This is a genomic window from Halorubrum hochsteinianum, from assembly GCF_023702125.1.
Taxonomy (GTDB): Archaea; Halobacteriota; Halobacteria; order Halobacteriales; family Haloferacaceae; genus Halorubrum; species Halorubrum hochsteinianum.
Map to the genome: position 1 here is coordinate 1,661,767 of NZ_CP098415.1, position 17,106 is coordinate 1,678,872.

Here is a 17,106-nt window from a genome sequence, read left to right on the forward strand (position 1 = left end):
CGAGCGCGAGACGCCGCGGATCCGATAGCGACTCGGACGCGCGTTCCGCCGGCGTCCGCGGAAGATGCGCGGAACGCCTCGGCCCCGACCGCGACCGACCGAGCCGAGAGGGACCAAGACGAGAGCGACCGAGGCGAGAGCCACCCGGAGACACCGATCTGTCCGCACACCAGAGCGCCCTGACGTCGACCGGACGACGCCCCGCGTCACGCGACTCGGACCCCGACGCGACGCCGAAGCGATCCGCCGCCCCCGAAGGGATGCTTTCAAGCGGGCGCTCGCCGAACCGGCGTCCATGTACGACGGCCTCAAGGGATTCCGCGACTTCTACCCCGGCGAGCAGTCCGCCCGCCGCGAGGTGACCGACGCGATCGAGGACGCCGCGAGCCGGCACGGCTTCCGCGAGATCGCCACCCCCGCCTTAGAGCGGACGGAGATGTACGTCGACAAGTCGGGCGAGGAGATCGTTGAGGAGCTGTACGCCTTCGACGACAAGGGCGGCCGCGGCGTCTCGATGACGCCGGAGCTGACCCCGACCGTCGCGCGGATGGTCGTCGAGAAGGGTCAGGAGCTGTCGAAGCCGATCAAGTGGATGTCTACCCGCCCGTTCTGGCGCTACGAGCAGGTCCAACAGGGACGGTTCCGCGAGTTCTACCAGACGAACATCGACGTGTTCGGCTCCTCGGCCCCCGAGGCCGACGCCGAGGTGCTCGCGGTCGCGGCCGACGCGCTCACGAGCCTCGGGCTGACGGGCGACGACTTCGAGTTCCGCGTCTCGCACCGCGACATCCTCGGCGGGCTCGTCCGCGCGCTCGCCGACGACCCCGACGCGGTCGACGCCGAGGCGGCGATCCGCGCGGTCGACAAGCGCGCGAAGGTCGACGACGCCGAGTACGTCGGCCTGCTCTCCGACGCGGGCCTCGCCCGCGACACCGCGCGCGAGTTCGACGACCTCATCGCGGGCGTCGAGACGGTCGACGACCTCGACGCCGTCGCCGAGGCCGGCGGCGACGAGGTCGAGGCCGCGGTCGAGAACCTCCGGAACGTCCTCGCCGCCGCCGACGACTTCGGCGCGGGCGAGTTCTGCGAGGTGTCGCTGACGACCGCCCGCGGGCTCGACTACTACACCGGCGTCGTCTTCGAGTGCTTCGACTCCACTGGCGAGGTGTCCCGCTCCGTCTTCGGCGGCGGGCGCTACGACGACCTGATCGAGAGCTTCGGCGGGCAGCCGACGCCCGCGGTCGGGGTCGCGCCCGGCCACGCGACGCTCAAGCTCCTCTGTCAGCGCGCCGGCGTCTGGCCCGACGAGGAGCTCTCGACCGATTACTACGTGCTCTCGGTGGGCGACACGCGGAGCGAGGCGGCCGCGCTCGCGACCGACCTCCGCGCGCTCGCCGACGACGTGGTCGTCGAGCAGGACGTCTCCGGCCGCTCGTTCGGCTCGCAGCTCGGCTACGCAGACTCGATCAACGCCGAGACCGTGGTCGTGGTCGGCGAGCGCGACCTAGAGAACGGCGAGTACACGGTGAAGGACATGGCGAGCGGCGACGAGACCACGGTTCCGGTCGAGGAGTTCCCGCCGGAGAGCGGACTCCCGACGTACGAGGACTACGAGTAGCGCCGCGGCGCGTCCGGGGGGCGAGCGCGGATCCCTGAACGCTTTTCAATCGCGCGCCGGGAGGGTGGGAACGATGATCCCGCTCTCGACGGCGATGCCCCCGACCGAGGTCGCTCTCCGCGTGGCCGCGGGCGTCGGCCTCATCCTGATAAACGCGTACTTCGTGGCGATCGAGTTCGGGCTGACGCGACTCCGTCAGTACCCCGAGTCGGAGATGGACAGTCCCGGGCTGCGGCGCGCGTGGGAGATGACCGACGACTTGGAGTTCTACCTCACGACCTGTCAGGTGTGGATCTCCGGGACCTCGATCGCGCTCGGTATCGTCGCCGAGCCGGGGCTCGCGGCGCTTTTCGCCCCGATATTCGAGAACACGACGTTCGCGTCCGCCGGTGCCGGCTCCCTCCTCGGCTTCTTCATCATCAACATGGTCCACCTGACCCACGGCGAGCAGACGCCGACGTACCTCGGCGTCGAGCGCTCGAAACAGGTCGCCGAGTACGGGGCCCGCCCACTCTACTGGTTCGCGTGGCTCATCTCGCCGCTGATCCGGTTCGGCGACTGGGTCGCGAAGGCCACGCTCGGGCTGTTCGGCGTCGAGATGACCGGCTCGTGGACCGAGGCCGAGGGGGAGGTGCTGGAGACGCGCGCCCAGCTCCGCACCCGGATCGGCTCGATGATGGAGGAGATCGAACTCCCGGCGGAGCGCCGCGAGGAGGTCCTGAACGCCCTCGACGTGGACCGAGTGACCGTGGCGGACGTGATGACCCCCGCGGGCGAAATCGTCTCGCTGACGACGACCGCGTCCGTCGAGGAGAACCTCGACCGGATCCGCGACACGCCGCACACCCGGTTCCCGCTCGTCGGCGACGACCTGACCGCGTTCGAGGGCATCGTGTACGCCCCCTCCATCGTGAGCCGCTTCGACGAGCTCCGGTCCGGCGAGGCGACGTTCGCGTCGATCGCCGCCCCGCCGATGACGATCACGGCGGACACGAGCGTCAGCGACGCGTTCGACCGATTTCAGGCGGAGGCGCAGGAGCTCGCCCTGGTGGTCGAAGACGGCGAGGTCGTCGGGCTCGTCACCGCGACCGACGCCCTCGAAGCGGTGATGGGACAGTTGGAGGACCCGCTGGACGCCGACAACGTATAACTGCTCCGTTGAGTCCGCGGAAGACGCTGAGATCGGGCCACTTCACAGTCGGTTCAGTACCACTATCGAGAGAATCCTGAGAAGCAATCTTGGTAGAGCGGTTGGAAGGTAGACATCCCCGGGTAGATTGACCTAGCAAAGTATCGGACTGTGATCATTCGGAACGAGAGGTTTCGGTTCGGGATCCGCCCGGATGGTATCGCCGCCGCTCTCTGGTTACCCAACAACGTCGGCTGAACCGGAGTGCTGTTTGTTATACCCCGAGGAAACGCGAGTCGGAACGACGCGCGGGGGAAAGACGGGCCAGATCAGGCCGGAGCGGCGAGGACGGTCACGGAGTAGGCCACGATTGCGTCGTTCGGATCCTCGGCCGTGACGGTGAGCGTAGTCTCTCCGCCGGCATCGGCTGTTTTCGTGTCGGATCCGGTTACGGCCACGTTCTCGTCGTTGCTATCCGTCCAGACGACTTCGCAGCCCACGTCGGCCGGATTCTCAGAATCGTTCGTGACTGTGATCGCCAGTTCGTATCCGTCGTCGGTGGCGGCGAGCGCGGTGGTGGAAACCTCCACCGGCCCTTCGGTCGTCACCTCCTCGTCAAGGTCCAGGTCAGACCCGCCGCCACCGAGGCAACCGGCGGTCGCGATTACCGATCCGGCCGCGGCGAGGCCGGTCGTTGTTTTCAACACGCTCCGTCGCGCTCGACTGCGTTCGTCCATCGTATCCCGACTTCCCCCGGTCCCGTATATAAACCCAAGGCCGGCATTGTCGCCACGAGATAACTACCGGATAAAACACGTTACAGAAAGTAGTGAACAGCGCAGCATAACCGAGGATAGCGAACCGAAGAGCAAGTACTTCGGGCGTCCGTCATAGTGTTCTTATAACTGATATCGCGGTGGCGCGTGCCTCCGAGTGGCCGCCGAAGGCGGCCGCGAGGAGCACGCGCGAGGGAGTCGCTGGCCCCGGAGCGAAGCGGAGGGTGCCAGCGACGAGGCTGGGGAGGCGTGAGGCTGCGGGGCCGTGCGGTAGGGGCGGCTGGGGCTCCGGCGGTGGTCACCGCCGACCTGCCGGCAATCAGTTACAAGTAACCGACTGCGCTCCCGGGTCCGCCTTCCGCGCCGTCGTTCAGTTCTTGTACGCCTCGCGCAGGAACACCAAGGCCCCGCCGAGCATCGCGAGGTTCCCGAAGAAGGCGAGCCGCTCGCCGCTCTTGTCGTCCTCGTCCGCGTTCCAGAAGTCGTGCATCGTCGCGGTGACGACCGTCAGGAAGGCGACCGCCGCGCCGGTCGCGACCCGGGGGAGCCGCCAGAGCGCGATTCCGAGGCCGGCGACCACCATCATGCCGGAGGCGAACGGCGCGGCGACCTCGGGCATCGGGACCCCGGCCGACTCGGCGTACTCCACCGTGTCGTCCATGTCGCGGAAGTCCTCCGAGGCCTGCGCGGCGAGGCCGACCCCGAGCAGTACGCGGCCGAGCCGCGAGGGCGCGCCGCGATCGGCCGACTCGTCGGCTTTCTCCGTGGGTTCGTCGTCGCTCATGTGGGTCACAACGCGACCGCGGCCCATAAATCGGGGTGGCGGGTCGCCTCCGCGGACAGCCGCCTCCACTCCATCACTCCCGCTCGATCCGCGCGAGCAGCCGCGCCGTCGCCGCCTCGTCGAAGGCGATCGGCCGCCGCCACCACGGTCCCTTCCCGGAGTCGCTCGACAGGTCGGTCACGATCGGGTTCGCCGCCGTCCCGGCCTCGGGCGCGCTCAGCGGGACGACGCGGTCGAAGAGGCCTGAGGCGTCGGGGTCGCCCGCGACGACGACCCGCGCGTCGAACGGGTCGCGTTTCAGGTGCGCGTTCGTCGGCGCGGCCTCGACGGCGGCAGCGCGCTCAACGACGCCGCCCCCGTCAGCTGAGACGGCCCAGTCGACGCGGATCCCCGCGAACAGGAACGCGCCCCACTGCGGCGGGAGGTCGTCGTCGACCGCGACGCCCCGTTCGCGGAGCCACTCCCCGCCGCGAACGTCCGCGCCCGTGTCGCCGACGCGCTCGTCGCCCGGTCCCCGCCAGTCGCGCGGCCGCAGCGACAGCGTCGCGTAGAAGAACAGCCAGTTGCCCGGGCCGAGCCCTGCGATCCGCCCGGCCTTCACGCCGTGGGGGTCGCCGTAGCTCGCGCGCTCGCGGCCGTGAGCGTCCGAGGACTCCGGATCCGCGTGGACGGGGACCTCCCGGAGTTCGCTCGGGAGCGCGAAGGGCAGATCGAGGTCGGCGTACGTCGGCAGCGGTTCGTCGACCGGAAATCGGTCGCGCGGTAGCGTCGCGGCCGGCTCCGGGATCGGGACGTACGCGAAGGAGCCGTCGGGGTAGACGGGCCCACGGAACCCGGGGTCGTTCGTGTTCGCGGCGACGTTGACGGCGACGGTGCGCGGGTCAGACATCGGTGCGCGACGGCGGTCAGTCCGCGGTCGCCGCGGTCGGCCCGTGTTCGATTTCGGTGCCAAGCAAGTCGAGGAACTGCGCGATCCACTCGGGGTGGTCGGGCCACGCCTGCCCCGTGACGAGGTTGCCGTCGGTCGTCACGCCGTCGACCCACGAGCAGCCGGCGGCCTCGACCTCGGGCCTGACGGCGGGGTACGCCGTCATCTCGTAGCCGTCGAGGACGCCCGCCGCCGCGAGGATCTGCGGGCCGTGGCAGAGCGACGCGACCGGCTTGTCCGCCTCGAAGAAGTGCCGGACCGCGTCCAGCACCTCGTCGTACCCGCGGAGGTACTCGGGAGCGCGCCCGCCGGGAACGACCAGCGCGTCGTAGTCCGCGGGGTCGACCTCGCCGAATCCGTGCGTGAGTTCGAAGTCGTGGCCGCGCTCCTCCAGATACGTCTGGTCGCCCCGGAAGTCGTGGATCGCGGTTTTTACCGACTCGCCGCCCTCTCGGTCCGGGCAGACCGCGTGGACCTCGTGTCCCACCGCCTGAAGCGCCTGAAACAGGACCATGATCTCGTAGTCCTCGCCGAAGTCGCCGACGATCATCAGTATCCGCTGTCCTGTCATGCGTGTAACACCACGCGGTGGTACGCGTCGCAATCTCATAACGATACTGGCGGGCGGTAGCATACCACGTCCCAACTGACGCGTGGTAGGCGACGATCGACCTCGACTGCGGTTCGCGGTGGCGCGTGCCTCCGAGTGGCTGCTGAAGGCGGCCGCGAGGAGCACGCGCGAGGTCGCCGGCGGCTTCGCCGCCGGCCGCAAGAGAATCTTCGATTCTCGCTGGACGCGGTGAGCGCCCGAAGGGCGCGAACCGCGAGGTTGGGGCGGCGTGAGGTGCGGGGCGGTGCTGTGCGGGGTGGGACTCGAAGGGGCAGTCGTGAGGCGGACGCAGGCGAAGGCAGGACCGCAGCGAGTGAGCGAAGCGAACGAGCGAGGACCGCCCCGAGCGTGCGTCCGCCTCACGACTGGGGCTTCGGTGGTGTTCGGGTCGACCGACCGTTCACGAGCGACCACGTCTTCGTATTGCCGAGCGGATCGTCCCCCAGTGGTCACCGCGAGAAGCTCGCAAAACCGCGAACCAACGTCTTATTGGTCCGTCGGGGGCGGCGAGGGGTTCTCCACGTCCGGCGGCTGAAGGTCCCGGCCGAACTCGTCGAACTGCGCTAAGTCGTCCGGCAGTTCGTACTCGATCTCGCGGTCGTCCTGGTTGTCGGGGAGCCGCCCGTCCTCCAGCTCCTCGGCGGTCTCCTCCCAGCCGGGCTTCACGCGCACGCTGCGGGCGGGCGAGCCGACCACGATGTGGTGATCGGGCACGTCGCCCTGAACCACGGAGCGCGCGCCGACGACGCTGTTCTCGCCGATCCGGCAGCCCGCTCGGACCATCGCGTCGTAGGTGACGCGCGCGTCGTCTTCGACGATCGTGTGGAAGTTCCGGACCGTGGTCTGGTCGACGATGTCGTGGTCGTGGCTGTAGAGGTGGACGCCGTCGGAGATGGACGCGCGGTCGCCGATCGTCAGCTTCCCGCGGTCGTCGAGGTGGACGTCGTCGTGGATCACGACGTTGTCGCCCACCTCGATGTTGTGGCCGTAGGTGACGGAGATGCCTTTGAAAAAGCGACAGTTGTCCCCGCACTCGGCGAAGAGGTGGTTGCCGAGCATCTGCCGGAAGCGGAGCGCGAACTCGACGTTGTCGGCCATCGGCGTCGCGTCGAACTGCCGCCAGAGCCACTGGAGGTGTTTCGAGCGCTGGAAGCGGTCCTCGTCTTTCTCGGCGTAGTACTCCGACTCCAGCGTCGCGTTACACGGGTCGTACCCCTGAAGGCGAACGCGCTCGGCCCGCGAGACGGACTCGCCGTCCCGCCACGCCTCCCACGCCTCGCGGTCGCCGTGGAGGTCGACCAGCACGTCGCGGACGACCTCGCAGGTGTCCTCGTCCGAGGAGAGCCGCTCGTCCACCTCGTCGATGAACCCTCGGACCCCGGCCTCGGCACCGTCGGGCAGGGACACGTGTCGCTTTGTCATCGGCCCACCTTCGTCGCCGTGGTTCAAATGGATTCGGTTGTGCGAACGCGGCGTCAGGGAGCGTCGCCGCCCGCACCTCCCGGCTCGCCGCCGACGCGCCGGTCCCGGTCCGGACCGAGCGCGACGCCGACGACGCTTAGCAGAATCAGGAACAGCACCGCGAGCATGAGACCGGTGGGGCCGTACCGGACGGTGAGGTCCGCGAGCCCGACCGCGGCGATCACCGCGAGCAGGAAGGCGATCACGTCGAGCGCGTCGTGGAGGGACTCGTCCATACGCGGGGGAACTCGCCGGTGACGCTTATAAACTGGGACGGTCGCTGTCGCCGGACCCGGCATCTCGGCGAACCGGCGCTACCGCGTCCCGAGAGCGACCGCGCCCGATAAGTGTCCCGACCGCCAACCGGGTGGTATGCAACACCGCGAACTGGGGAACTCCGGCGTGGAGGTCTCCGAGATCGGCTTCGGCGCGTGGGTCGTCGGCACCGACTGGTGGGGCGACCGCTCGGACGAACAGGCGGTCGGGATGGTCGAGGACGCGCTCGACGCGGGCGTCACCTACGTCGACACCGGCGACGTGTACGGCCACGGCGACAGCGAGGAGATCATCGGGAAAGCGATCGACGGCCGCCGCGACGAGGTGACGCTGTCGACGAAGATCGGCTACGACTTCTACGACAACCCGCAGGCGGGCCACGGCGAACTGCCGAAGGAGCTGAACCGCGAGTACCTCACGGAGGCGTTCGAGGCCTCGCTCGACCGGCTCGACACCGACTACGTCGACGTGCTCCAGCTACACAACGCCGACGTCGACGAGGTCACCCCGGAAGTGCGCGACCTCCTCGCGGAGTGGAAGGCCGACGGTCGCGTCCGCGCGCTCGGCTGGGCGCTCGGCCCCTCCATCGGCTGGCTCGCCGAGGGCGACGCCGCCGTCGAGTACGAGGAGTTCGACGCGGTTCAGACCGTCTTCAACCTCTTCGAGCAGGAGCCGGGGCGGCACTTCGTGGACACGATCCGCGAGAGCGGCTCGGACACCTCCGTCATCGCCCGCGTCCCGCACTCTTCGGGGCTGCTCAACGAGCAGGTGACCCCCGACACCGTCCTCGAGGACGGCGACCACCGCTCGCACCGCCCGAAGGAGTGGTACGAGACGGGCTGGGAGAAGGTCGAGGCGATCCGGTTCCTCGAAGAGCCGGACCACGCCGAGGGGACCCGGACGATGGCGCAGGCCGCGATCCGCTGGCTGCTCGCGCACGACGAGGTCGCCTCCGTCACGCCGACGTTCCGCGACGGCGACGACATCGCCGAGTGGAGCGCGGCGAGCGACGTGCCGTCCCTCTCCGAGGCCGAGTACGAGCGCCTCGACGACCTGTACGCCCGCAACTTCGACATCGACCGCGACGACGGGATGGACGTGCTCCGCACCTCCGTCGACGGCGACGACATCGAGGCCGCCGGTCTCGACAAGCGCGCCGCGTCGTACTGAGCGCCGGACTGACCGCCGGCCGATCCCCGATTCCGCCGTTCCGACCGGGCCCACTTCTTTCGCGTCGAAACCCTCGGACAGCGACGCCCCGTCACCGTGCGAGATCACTTTCACTCCGCACCGCCCCAGCGCCGCCGGTCCGCGATCGATCGGCGGGAATCCACGTCACGAGCGGGCCGCGAGCGGACCGCGGACGGGTCGCGTCGCTGGCGGTCGTAGGAACGGTGGCTCGGTCGAAACCCGTCGTCACAAGGGGCTCAGTGGGGGTAACCGACTCGTCATCGCCACCACACCGACGGTTGCGCGGTCGCGGATATAAATGGCTCGCGACCGGTCCGGAACCCGTTTTAACCCCGGCGACCTCGGACCCGCCATGCGGGAAGTGACGCTCCGGATCCACCACGCGGGGGAGCCGGAGTGCGAGGTGAGCGCGCGCCACCCGGAGGTCCGGTACCGGTCCGTCTCGTCGATGACCGGGAGCGGTCCGGAACGGAAGCGGATCGCCGAACTCACCGGTCCGTCGGCCGAGATCGAGGCGTTCGTCGAGGAGTTCCGCGAGTTCGACCTGATCGTCTCCGCCGAGCCGCTCGCGCCGATCGAGGGCACCCACGCGTACGTCGCGCTGACGATCGACGCGGAGGCGGCCGACTGGGAGGGGATCGGCGACCGCTTCTCCCGGATGGGGATCCACTACCGGACGGGGACGACCATCTCCGGCGGCGTCGAGCGCTGGACGGCGTACTTGGAGGACGACGACGACCTCTCCGCGGTGATGCGCGAGCTCGAACGCGGCGGCAACGAGGTGGAGCTGGCGCGGAACGTGGAGCTCGCGTCGATCGAGCGCTCGCCGCAGCTCCCGGCGTCCGGCCTCCTCGACGACCTCACCGACAGACAGCGGGAGGTCCTTGCGACCGCCATCGCCGCGGGGTACTACGACCACGAGGGCGGCGTGGGCGTCGAGGAGGTCGCGGCCGAACTCGGGCTCGGCTCGACGACGGTGTGGGAACACCTCTCGCGAGCCGAGTCGACGGTAATGAACGCGCTGTTCGACCGGTTCGCGGAGGGCGAGCCGGTCACCGCCGTCCGCGAGACGGACCGCTCGGACCGCTCGTAGGTCCGGTCGACGGTGTTCAGATAAGGTTTGAAAGTGAGGCGGTGCGTTTTCAAAGTGTTCTATGCCAGAAAACGACCGCCTCAGCGGCTGTTTAGACGAGATCAACTTAGAGTTTGTGGAGCGAGAAGCAACACCGAAGCTGTTGATGAAGCTCAGTATTCAGCTCCATTTGTCTGGACTATCGCTTTCGAATACTGTTTCGTTTCTTGAGGTATTCGGTGTTGATCGAGTTCGATCGACCGTTCATAACTGGGTTCACAAAGCCGACCTACAGCCGGAATCGGATCGGAACCCGAATCACGTCGCGGTTGATGAGACCGTGATTCAACTCGATACTGAGCAATATTGGCTGTACGCTGCTGTCGATCCCGAATCAAATGATCTGCTACACACACGGCTTGAACCGACGAGAAATAACGCGATCGCAGATCGGTTTTTCGCGGAACTCCGCGAAAAACACGACGTAGATGACGCGATCTTTCTCGTTGATGGTGCGGCTCCACTTCAGCGAGCCTGTCGTAAACACGGCCTCGATTTCAGATACGAACGACATGGAAATCGGAACAGCGTCGAACGTGTCTTTCGTGAGGTAAAACGCAGAACTACCAGTTTCTCAAACTGTTTCAGCAACGCCGAAGCAGAAACAGCAAACGAGTGGCTCAGATCCTTTGCCTTCGCATGGAATCAGCTTATCTGAACACTACCGTCCGGTCCCGAACAACGCTTTTGTACCTCCGGCACGCAGCGCCGCGTATGAGCGACGGAACCGTGTCCGTGCCCGACGAGCAGTACGAGCGGCTCGCGGCCCTCGCCGCCGCCCGCGGCGTGAGCCCCGAGACGCAGTTGGCCCGGCTCATCGACGACGCGTACGCCGGCCTCGACGGGGAGCCGGACTCCCCCGAGGGCCTCCCGCTCGGCGTCTCCGACTGCTCCGACGGGGAGTGAGTCGGCCGCCCGACGGGGGAGTCACCCCCGAGCCGCCGCGCCCGCCGAATCTCCTTCGCTCCTCCGATTTCTTCCGTCGTACCGCGATTCTCCTCACCGTCTCCGATCCGCTTTGCCGCCTCCGACTCGCTCCGTCGCATCCCCGATTCGCTCCGCCGTCTCCGACTCGCTCCGCCGCCCCTCTGCTCACTCCTCGTAGGGCCACCGTCCGCCGGTCTTCAACTCCTCGACGTACCCCTCGTCGATGGCGTCGCGGATCGACTCCCTCGACCGGTGGGTCGCCTCGACGTCTCCCGTCGCGAACCGGTAGACGGACGCGGCGACGAGCGTCGCCACCTCGCCGAGGTCCCGCGAGTCGAGCTTGTCGAGCGTGTCGGCGTGGGTGTGGCCCCAGCCGCGACCGGACTGGTCGCTCGTCGTCGAGACCATCACGGCCGGGATGCCCTCCTGAACGAACGCCCACTGGTCGCCGTGCGGCGAGATCGTCTCGCCGGTCGCGAGCGGCGCGTCGAACGCGTCGGTGGCCGACTCGAACACCGAACGCATCCCGTCGAACCCGTTCGTCCCCACGCGGAGATTCCGGGAGCTACAGCCCCCGTCGAGGTTGACCACGCAGGCGATCTCCTCCCGCGGCGTGGTCTCGGCGGCGTGGTACGCCCCCCACAGCCCGATCTCCTCCGAGCCGAACGTGACGAGGCGGACCCGCGTGTCGAGGTCGTCCTCGACCGTCGCGAGCAGTCGGCCGACCTCCGCGACGAGCGCCGACCCCGCGCCGTTGTCGTTCGCGCCGTCGCTCACGTCGTGAGCGTCGACGTGGGCGGTGAGGTACACCGCCTCGTCGGTGTCCGGCCCGACCTCCGCGACCGCGTTCACCGAGGTCGTCGGCTCGTTCCGGCAGTCGACGTCGAGCGAGACCGTCGGTCGCTCGTCGTCCGCCGGATCCCCGTCGCCCTCCGTCCCCGCTCCCTTCGCGAGCCGCGAGAGCCGGTCGCCGACCTCCTTCGAGACGCCCACCGCGGGGATCGGGCCGGGGCGGTTGTGGTAGCCGACCTCGCCGGTCGGCGGGAGCGCCCCCTCGATGTGGTTCCGGAAGACGAACCCGACCGCGCCGCGCTCGGCCGCCGCGACGTACTTCTCCATCCGGTGGATCCATCGGTCGTGGCTCTCCGGCGTGCGCGAGGAGGCCATCGCGACCGCGCCCTCAAGCGCGTCGCCAGCGGCCGCGAACTCCTCGTCCGTGCCGTCGCCGACGTCGACCAGCGGGGCCGTCGCCTCCCCGCTCGGCGTGCCCGGAAGCGCGATCACCTCGTGGGAGTGCTCGTGGTGACGCTCGACCGGTCCCGACACCGACAGCGACGAGTCGCCGCGCCACCAGCCGGGGATCTCGAACTCGTCGAGGCCGGCGTTCCGCAGGCCGGCCGCCTCGAACGCCTCGACGACGCGCTCAGCGCCGCGGCGTTCGCCGGCCGACCCGGCCATGCGGTTCCCGATGTCGGTCAGGTCGGTGAGGAGGTTCCACCCGAAGTCGCTCGTCCGCGCGTCGCCCACGACGCGGTCCGGTAGCTCCGTCATACGGCGTGGTTGGACCGGGACCGAAAAGGGGTTGCGGGTACCGGCGGTGCGGCCGGCTCACTTCCACTCGTGGGCGTCCTCGGCGGTCCCCATCTCGCCTTTTGCCTGCCGCGGGGCCCGGCGCAGCGTCAGCGTCAGCACGCCGAGGTAGAAGCAGACGACGAGCCCCAAGACGAGCGCTCCGGGGATCGCGCCCACCGCGGCGGTTCCGACGACCCCGCTCTCCGGCGACGCGAACACAGTGAGCCTGACGACCCACGCGGCTATCAGGACGGAGAACAGCGGCGCGTACACTCGTCGGAGCCGCCGGGACACCGCCTCGACGGTGGGCATCTTGATCGTCGGCTCGCGGAGGTCCTCGCTCAGCAGCTCCCGCCAGTTCGACTGCTCGACGCCTCCCGGGTCGAGCGCGTTCGCGAACACGTTCTCCTCCAAGAGCCGCACGCGGGACCGCCAGACGTCGAAGGTGCGGTACCGGCGCGTCTCGATTCCGAGGAAGACGCTCAGCATGACGAGCCCGATGAGCAGCACGTAGTGCGGCCGCGACTCGTTCGAGAAGGTCCACGTCAGCAGCGACGCCGTCACCACAACGGCCCAGTTGGTCGTCCGGTCGATGCGGGTCCGCCACGAGCTCGTCCGCCCGATCTCGCCGCGGTAGGTGTGGCCCATCAGCGAGAGGAAGTCGGACCGGTCGCCCGCGGCCTCGGCCGCGACCTCGCGCTCCTCCCGCGACTCGGGGTCGAAGTCTTCCGGTGGGTCGGGCATACCTCCCGTACCGAGGCCGAACGGGTAAAACCACGAGGCGCGGTCGCTCTCGGACCGAGGTCCGGTCGCTCCCGAGCCGGTCCTCAGGCCGGGTCCGCGGCGCTCACTTCGACCTCGACGTCGGACGGATCCACTCCGATCCGGGCGAACTGCGTCCGGACGTGGTCGCGGGCCGCCTCGACGGCCTGGTCGCGGGTGTCGAAGCCGCGCGGCATCGGCTCCTCGAAGGCGACCCGGATCTCCTCGCCGTCGACGACGAGCGGGGAGCCGCCGCTCTCGACCTCGTAGAAGGAGTCGCACACCCACACGTACGGCGCGTCCTCGTTCGGCGCGCCCTTGTACGCCGGCGGCTCCTCGCCGCGCTCGAACACCGTTCCGGTGAGGTCCGTCCCCCCGCCGCTGCCGCGAACGAGTATCATGCCACGAGTAGGGGGGCGAGCGGGATAAGGGCCCCGCGACGGCCCGTCGCCCCGCGAACGGCCCCCGCGACGGCCTGTCACTCCACGAACCGCCCCGCGGCGCGAGGGCAAACGCTTTCGGCCCGGCGGCCGGTGGATACGCCATGACGCTGGAGGATTTCACCGAGTACACCGGCGACGGTGACGGCGAGGGCGACGCCGCGGGCGACGACGCCGACGGCGACCCGACCGGAGCCGCCGACGCCGAGAGCGGACCCGGGTCCGCGACCGGTTCCGAGTCCGCGGTCGACGGCGGGAGCGCGGTCGACGCCGGGGCGGCTGGCGGCGACCCGTCCGGCGACGCCGAGGGCGACGCGTTCGCCGCCTACGACGCGACGCCCGCGGGCAGCGACGCGGGGCTCGGCGTCGTGTCGGTGTCGCGGGGGCTCCGCGTGGCCGAAGACGAGGAGGAGACGTCGCTGAAGGCGTTCGTCACGACGGACAACCGCGAGGCGGTGCGGCTCGGGAAGTACCTCCTGATCCCGTACCCGGACGGGGAGCGGCTGTTCTGCCGGATCACGGCGCTGGAGTACGCACAGGAGTTCCAGTCGGACGACGCGACGGAGATCCACGCCCGGCGGCAGATGCGCCGCGACGAGTTCGCCGAGCGCGACTACAAGTTCGTCGCCGACCTGGAGCCGATGTCGGTCGTGTACGGCGAGGGCGACGACATGAAACGCCGGATGACCGACCGGGTCCCAAAGCCCGGCGCGGTCGCGGAGGAAGCGGCCGACGACGCCGAGATCAAGACCGGATTGAAGATCCCCGACGACGGCGTCTTCCTCGGCCACCTCTCCGTCGGCGGCGAGAAGGTGCGGACCGCGGCGGAGCCGCCCACCGTCGACTACCGGGTGAAGGACGACTACGCCGACGGCGACCCGCTCGCGTTCCGACACACCCTCGTCGCCGGCGGGACGGGGTCGGGGAAGACGCACGCCTCGAAGAACGTCCTCCGGCAGTACCTCGACGCGGACCGCACGTACCCCATGGGCGACGGCCGGGAGTCGCGCATGGCGGTGGTCCAGTTCGACCCGCAGGACGAGTACGCGCAGATGCACGACGACAACCCCGACCTCGACGACGCGTTCGCGCGCCGGCTGGAGCGCGAGGGGATCGCCCACGGCGGCCACGACGACACCGTCGCGCTCGTGCCAAGGGTCGCGAACGCGACGTACCCCGGCGAGGGGCACCGCGCCGAGCGCGTCGAGTTCACGATTCCCTTCTCGCTGGCGCAGGATATGCCGTGGCTCGTGGCTGGTTCCGGGCTCAACGACAACCAGTACCCGGCGCTGTTGACGCTGCTTAACCGCTTCTTCGACAACTACGGCGACTCGGGCACCTACAGCCAGTTCCTCTCGTACCTCGACGACCCGGCGCTCAAAGAGGAGCTCCACGAGAGCGGGCGGGTCCACGAGGCGACGTTCGACGCCGTCAAGCGCCGGGTCCGCGGGGTCCCGGGCGGCGTGTTCGACCAGGACGCGAAGCCGATCACCGAACTCGACCACACCCTCGTGCGTCCCGGCGGGCTCTCGGTGGTCCCCACCTACCACCTGCCGACCTCCCGGCAGAAGGAGATCGTCGTCCTCGCGGTCGCGGGGCTGCTCATCGACGACAAGCTCTCGAACGACCCGGCGAGCGACCGGATCAAGGAGACGCCGCTCTTAGTCGGGATGGACGAGGCGCACAACTTCCTCGCGGACGCCGACAACGTCCAGGCGCAGAAGGTCGTCCAGAAGTTCACGGAGGCGGCGAAGCAGGGCCGCAAGGAGCGGCTGGGACTGTTCCTCATCACGCAGGATCCGCAGGACGTGGCCGAGTCGGTGTTCAAGCAGGTGAACACGAAGATCGTGTTGAACCTCGGCGACGAGGACGCGATATCGAGCGTCAACATCCCCTCGAACCTCGCCGGGAAGGTCCCGTACATGGAGAAGGGACAGATGGTCGTCTACTCGCCGGACAACTCCGAGCCGGTGGAGCTGATCGGCCTCTCCGAGTGCGTGACGCGGCACGACTGACGCCCCATTCGGCGCGTCGGGGCCGCGTCACGAACTCGTGAGCCGAGCGAGCGACTCGGACGCGGACGGCCGACTCAGACCCGCACGACCAGCGTGTCCCCCCACCGGTCGCCGAGCCGCTGGTTGTCGCGCGAGTCGGCGATGAACACGACGCCCGCGAGGATCAGGAGGACCGAGCCACCGCCGAGGATCTTGGTAACGTTTCGCACCACGGCGGCGAGCGTACTGATGTCGTCTCCGTTCGTATCGACGACCCTGATACCGGCGACCCACTTTCCCGGCGTCCGACTCCAGACGGCCTCCGAGACGACGTACCATCCCGGGATGATGAGGAGGACCGCGAGGTCGGCGAGGGTGCCGGAGACGGCGCTGACGGCCGCCGAAACGACGGCGGCGACGGCGAGGCTCGCCACGATGTCGACGAGCCACGCGCCCCCGCGGGAGGCGACCGACGCCATCTGCGACCGCGCGTACGGCGTACTCATGGAATTCGCTCGCCGTCTCGCAGCCAAGTGTTTTCTGATTGACTCCTGCGCCGTCCGGTCCCGTCGCCCTCCCGTGCCGGATTGTCGCCGAATCGGAGCGGGGGTCGGCATTTTTAACCCGAGCGGGCGAACCGCCGCGTATGTCCAAGCGCATCCTCGTTGCGGTCGACGGCTCCGCGGAGGCGACCGAGGCGCTACAGTTCGCCGCCGAGGAGTGGCCCGACGCCGACCTCACGGCGCTCCACGTGATCAACCCGGCGGACTCGGCCACGGGGGCCGACGGCGGCTTCCCGGGGGCCTCCGACCAGTGGTACGAGAGCGCCAAGGGGCGCGGCGAGCGGGTCCTCGCCGAGGCGGCGGAGGCGGTCGACCGCCCGGTCGCGACGAGACTGGAGGTCGGACGCCCGACGAAGACGATACTCGACGTCGCGGGCGGTGAGGCGGCGGTCGGCGAGGACGAGGACTCCGGCGAGCCGTTCGACCACGTCGTGCTGGCGAGCCGCGGTCGAACCGGGCTTTCCCGCGTGCTCCTCGGCAGCGTCGCCGAGGGCGTGGTCCGGCGCGCCGAGGTCCCCGTCACCGTCGTCCGGTGAGCGGCGGCGGTCGTCAACGAGGGGTCGGCGGCTACTCCTCGGCGCGCTCGGCCGCGACCACCTCGCCGACCATCGACCAGCCCTCCTCGTCGGGCCCGGACCGACCGAGCAGGATCCGCTCGTAGTCCTCGGAACTGATCAGCCGGAAGTCGGCGTCGGGGTCCGCGTCGACCCGGACGCCCTCGCCGCGGAACTCCCGCTGGAAGAACTCGGTCGACGAGAACTCGTAGACGCCGGTCTCGCCGGAGTCGAGTTCGAGCCGCACCGCTCGGGGCTGAACGTTGTGGATCCGCTTCGCGACGGGATTGAGATCGGGCATGTCACCGTATCGCCTCGGTTCGGGCATAAGTGGCCGGCTCTCCTCGCGCCTCTCGCCCGCCGTACCGGTTTAATAGCTCGCGAAGCCT

Annotated in this window: 19 protein-coding genes; 8 read left to right on the top strand and 11 right to left on the bottom strand. The window is 69.3% G+C overall.

Annotated elements, in window-relative coordinates; genetic code table 11:
* Positions 1-295 precede the first annotated feature (295 nt).
* Both hisS and NAF06_RS08310 read left to right on the top strand, forming a co-directional pair.
* Positions 296-1,618: a histidine--tRNA ligase gene (gene hisS, locus NAF06_RS08305; protein ID WP_008584426.1), complete on the top strand. Its 1,323-nt coding sequence runs from the start codon at positions 296-298 to the stop codon at positions 1,616-1,618.
* Between the two features lie 73 nt (positions 1,619-1,691).
* Complete coding sequence (locus tag NAF06_RS08310) at positions 1,692-2,768, top strand: CNNM domain-containing protein (RefSeq protein WP_008584424.1); 1,077 nt, start codon at positions 1,692-1,694, stop codon at positions 2,766-2,768.
* Between the two features lie 308 nt (positions 2,769-3,076).
* Here the strand turns inward: NAF06_RS08310 and NAF06_RS08315 are convergent, their stop codons facing one another.
* The 6 genes from NAF06_RS08315 to NAF06_RS08340 all read right to left on the bottom strand — a co-directional run bounded on the left by NAF06_RS08315 (position 3,077) and on the right by NAF06_RS08340 (position 7,542).
* Positions 3,077-3,484, bottom strand: a complete 408-nt coding sequence (locus tag NAF06_RS08315) for a hypothetical protein (protein WP_049908806.1) — start codon at positions 3,482-3,484, stop codon at positions 3,077-3,079.
* A 409-nt stretch (positions 3,485-3,893) separates the two neighbouring features.
* Positions 3,894-4,307 (bottom strand): DoxX family protein, encoded by a 414-nt coding sequence (locus NAF06_RS08320; protein WP_008584418.1) that lies wholly within the window; start codon positions 4,305-4,307, stop codon positions 3,894-3,896.
* A 73-nt stretch (positions 4,308-4,380) separates the two neighbouring features.
* Positions 4,381-5,196, bottom strand: coding sequence for an Nmad3 family putative nucleotide modification protein (locus tag NAF06_RS08325; RefSeq protein ID WP_008584415.1), 816 nt, complete (start codon positions 5,194-5,196; stop codon positions 4,381-4,383).
* Positions 5,197-5,212: 16 nt separating this feature from the next.
* Positions 5,213-5,806, bottom strand: coding sequence for a DJ-1/PfpI family protein (locus tag NAF06_RS08330; RefSeq protein ID WP_049908805.1), 594 nt, complete (start codon positions 5,804-5,806; stop codon positions 5,213-5,215).
* Positions 5,807-6,331: 525 nt separating this feature from the next.
* The gene (locus tag NAF06_RS08335; protein WP_008584411.1) at positions 6,332-7,267 is read right to left on the bottom strand and encodes an acyltransferase; all 936 of its coding nucleotides are present in this window, start codon (positions 7,265-7,267) and stop codon (positions 6,332-6,334) included.
* 53 nt (positions 7,268-7,320) lie between these two features.
* Positions 7,321-7,542 (bottom strand): hypothetical protein, encoded by a 222-nt coding sequence (locus NAF06_RS08340; RefSeq protein ID WP_008584409.1) that lies wholly within the window; start codon positions 7,540-7,542, stop codon positions 7,321-7,323.
* Between the two features lie 136 nt (positions 7,543-7,678).
* Here NAF06_RS08340 and NAF06_RS08345 point away from each other — a divergent pair, with 136 nt between their 5' ends.
* The 4 genes from NAF06_RS08345 to NAF06_RS08360 all read left to right on the top strand — a co-directional run bounded on the left by NAF06_RS08345 (position 7,679) and on the right by NAF06_RS08360 (position 10,811).
* Positions 7,679-8,752 (top strand): aldo/keto reductase, encoded by a 1,074-nt coding sequence (locus NAF06_RS08345; RefSeq protein ID WP_008584407.1) that lies wholly within the window; start codon positions 7,679-7,681, stop codon positions 8,750-8,752.
* A gap of 373 nt (positions 8,753-9,125) precedes the next feature.
* Complete coding sequence (locus tag NAF06_RS08350; RefSeq protein ID WP_008584405.1) at positions 9,126-9,866, top strand: helix-turn-helix domain-containing protein; 741 nt, start codon at positions 9,126-9,128, stop codon at positions 9,864-9,866.
* 61 nt (positions 9,867-9,927) lie between these two features.
* Positions 9,928-10,563 carry an IS6 family transposase gene (locus NAF06_RS08355; protein WP_251106145.1) on the top strand — a complete coding sequence of 212 codons (636 nt, stop codon included), beginning with the start codon at positions 9,928-9,930 and terminating at the stop codon, positions 10,561-10,563.
* Positions 10,564-10,619: 56 nt separating this feature from the next.
* A complete protein-coding gene (locus NAF06_RS08360) occupies positions 10,620-10,811 on the top strand; it encodes a hypothetical protein (RefSeq protein WP_008584395.1) in 192 nt (63 codons plus the stop codon).
* Between the two features lie 186 nt (positions 10,812-10,997).
* Here the strand turns inward: NAF06_RS08360 and NAF06_RS08365 are convergent, their stop codons facing one another.
* From NAF06_RS08365 to NAF06_RS08375, 3 genes are all read right to left on the bottom strand, one after another.
* Positions 10,998-12,383, bottom strand: coding sequence for a M28 family peptidase (locus tag NAF06_RS08365; RefSeq protein ID WP_008584393.1), 1,386 nt, complete (start codon positions 12,381-12,383; stop codon positions 10,998-11,000).
* A gap of 57 nt (positions 12,384-12,440) precedes the next feature.
* Positions 12,441-13,148 carry a DUF2270 domain-containing protein gene (locus NAF06_RS08370; protein ID WP_008584391.1) on the bottom strand — a complete coding sequence of 236 codons (708 nt, stop codon included), beginning with the start codon at positions 13,146-13,148 and terminating at the stop codon, positions 12,441-12,443.
* A gap of 83 nt (positions 13,149-13,231) precedes the next feature.
* Complete coding sequence (locus NAF06_RS08375; RefSeq protein ID WP_008584389.1) at positions 13,232-13,567, bottom strand: DUF7113 family protein; 336 nt, start codon at positions 13,565-13,567, stop codon at positions 13,232-13,234.
* A 143-nt stretch (positions 13,568-13,710) separates the two neighbouring features.
* On the opposite strand from NAF06_RS08375, the gene NAF06_RS08380 reads away from it, so the two are divergent.
* On the top strand, positions 13,711-15,621 hold the full coding sequence (locus NAF06_RS08380; RefSeq protein WP_008584388.1) for an ATP-binding protein: 1,911 nt from the start codon (positions 13,711-13,713) through the stop codon (positions 15,619-15,621).
* A 74-nt stretch (positions 15,622-15,695) separates the two neighbouring features.
* On the opposite strand, the gene NAF06_RS08385 is transcribed toward NAF06_RS08380, so the two are convergent.
* Positions 15,696-16,106 carry an RDD family protein gene (locus NAF06_RS08385; RefSeq protein ID WP_049908804.1) on the bottom strand — a complete coding sequence of 137 codons (411 nt, stop codon included), beginning with the start codon at positions 16,104-16,106 and terminating at the stop codon, positions 15,696-15,698.
* A 140-nt stretch (positions 16,107-16,246) separates the two neighbouring features.
* Between NAF06_RS08385 and NAF06_RS08390 the strand changes: the two genes are divergently transcribed.
* Positions 16,247-16,699 carry a universal stress protein gene (locus tag NAF06_RS08390; RefSeq protein WP_008584383.1) on the top strand — a complete coding sequence of 151 codons (453 nt, stop codon included), beginning with the start codon at positions 16,247-16,249 and terminating at the stop codon, positions 16,697-16,699.
* A 31-nt stretch (positions 16,700-16,730) separates the two neighbouring features.
* Here the strand turns inward: NAF06_RS08390 and NAF06_RS08395 are convergent, their stop codons facing one another.
* Positions 16,731-17,018, bottom strand: a complete 288-nt coding sequence (locus NAF06_RS08395) for a DUF8072 family protein (protein WP_008584381.1) — start codon at positions 17,016-17,018, stop codon at positions 16,731-16,733.
* Positions 17,019-17,106 lie beyond the last annotated feature (88 nt).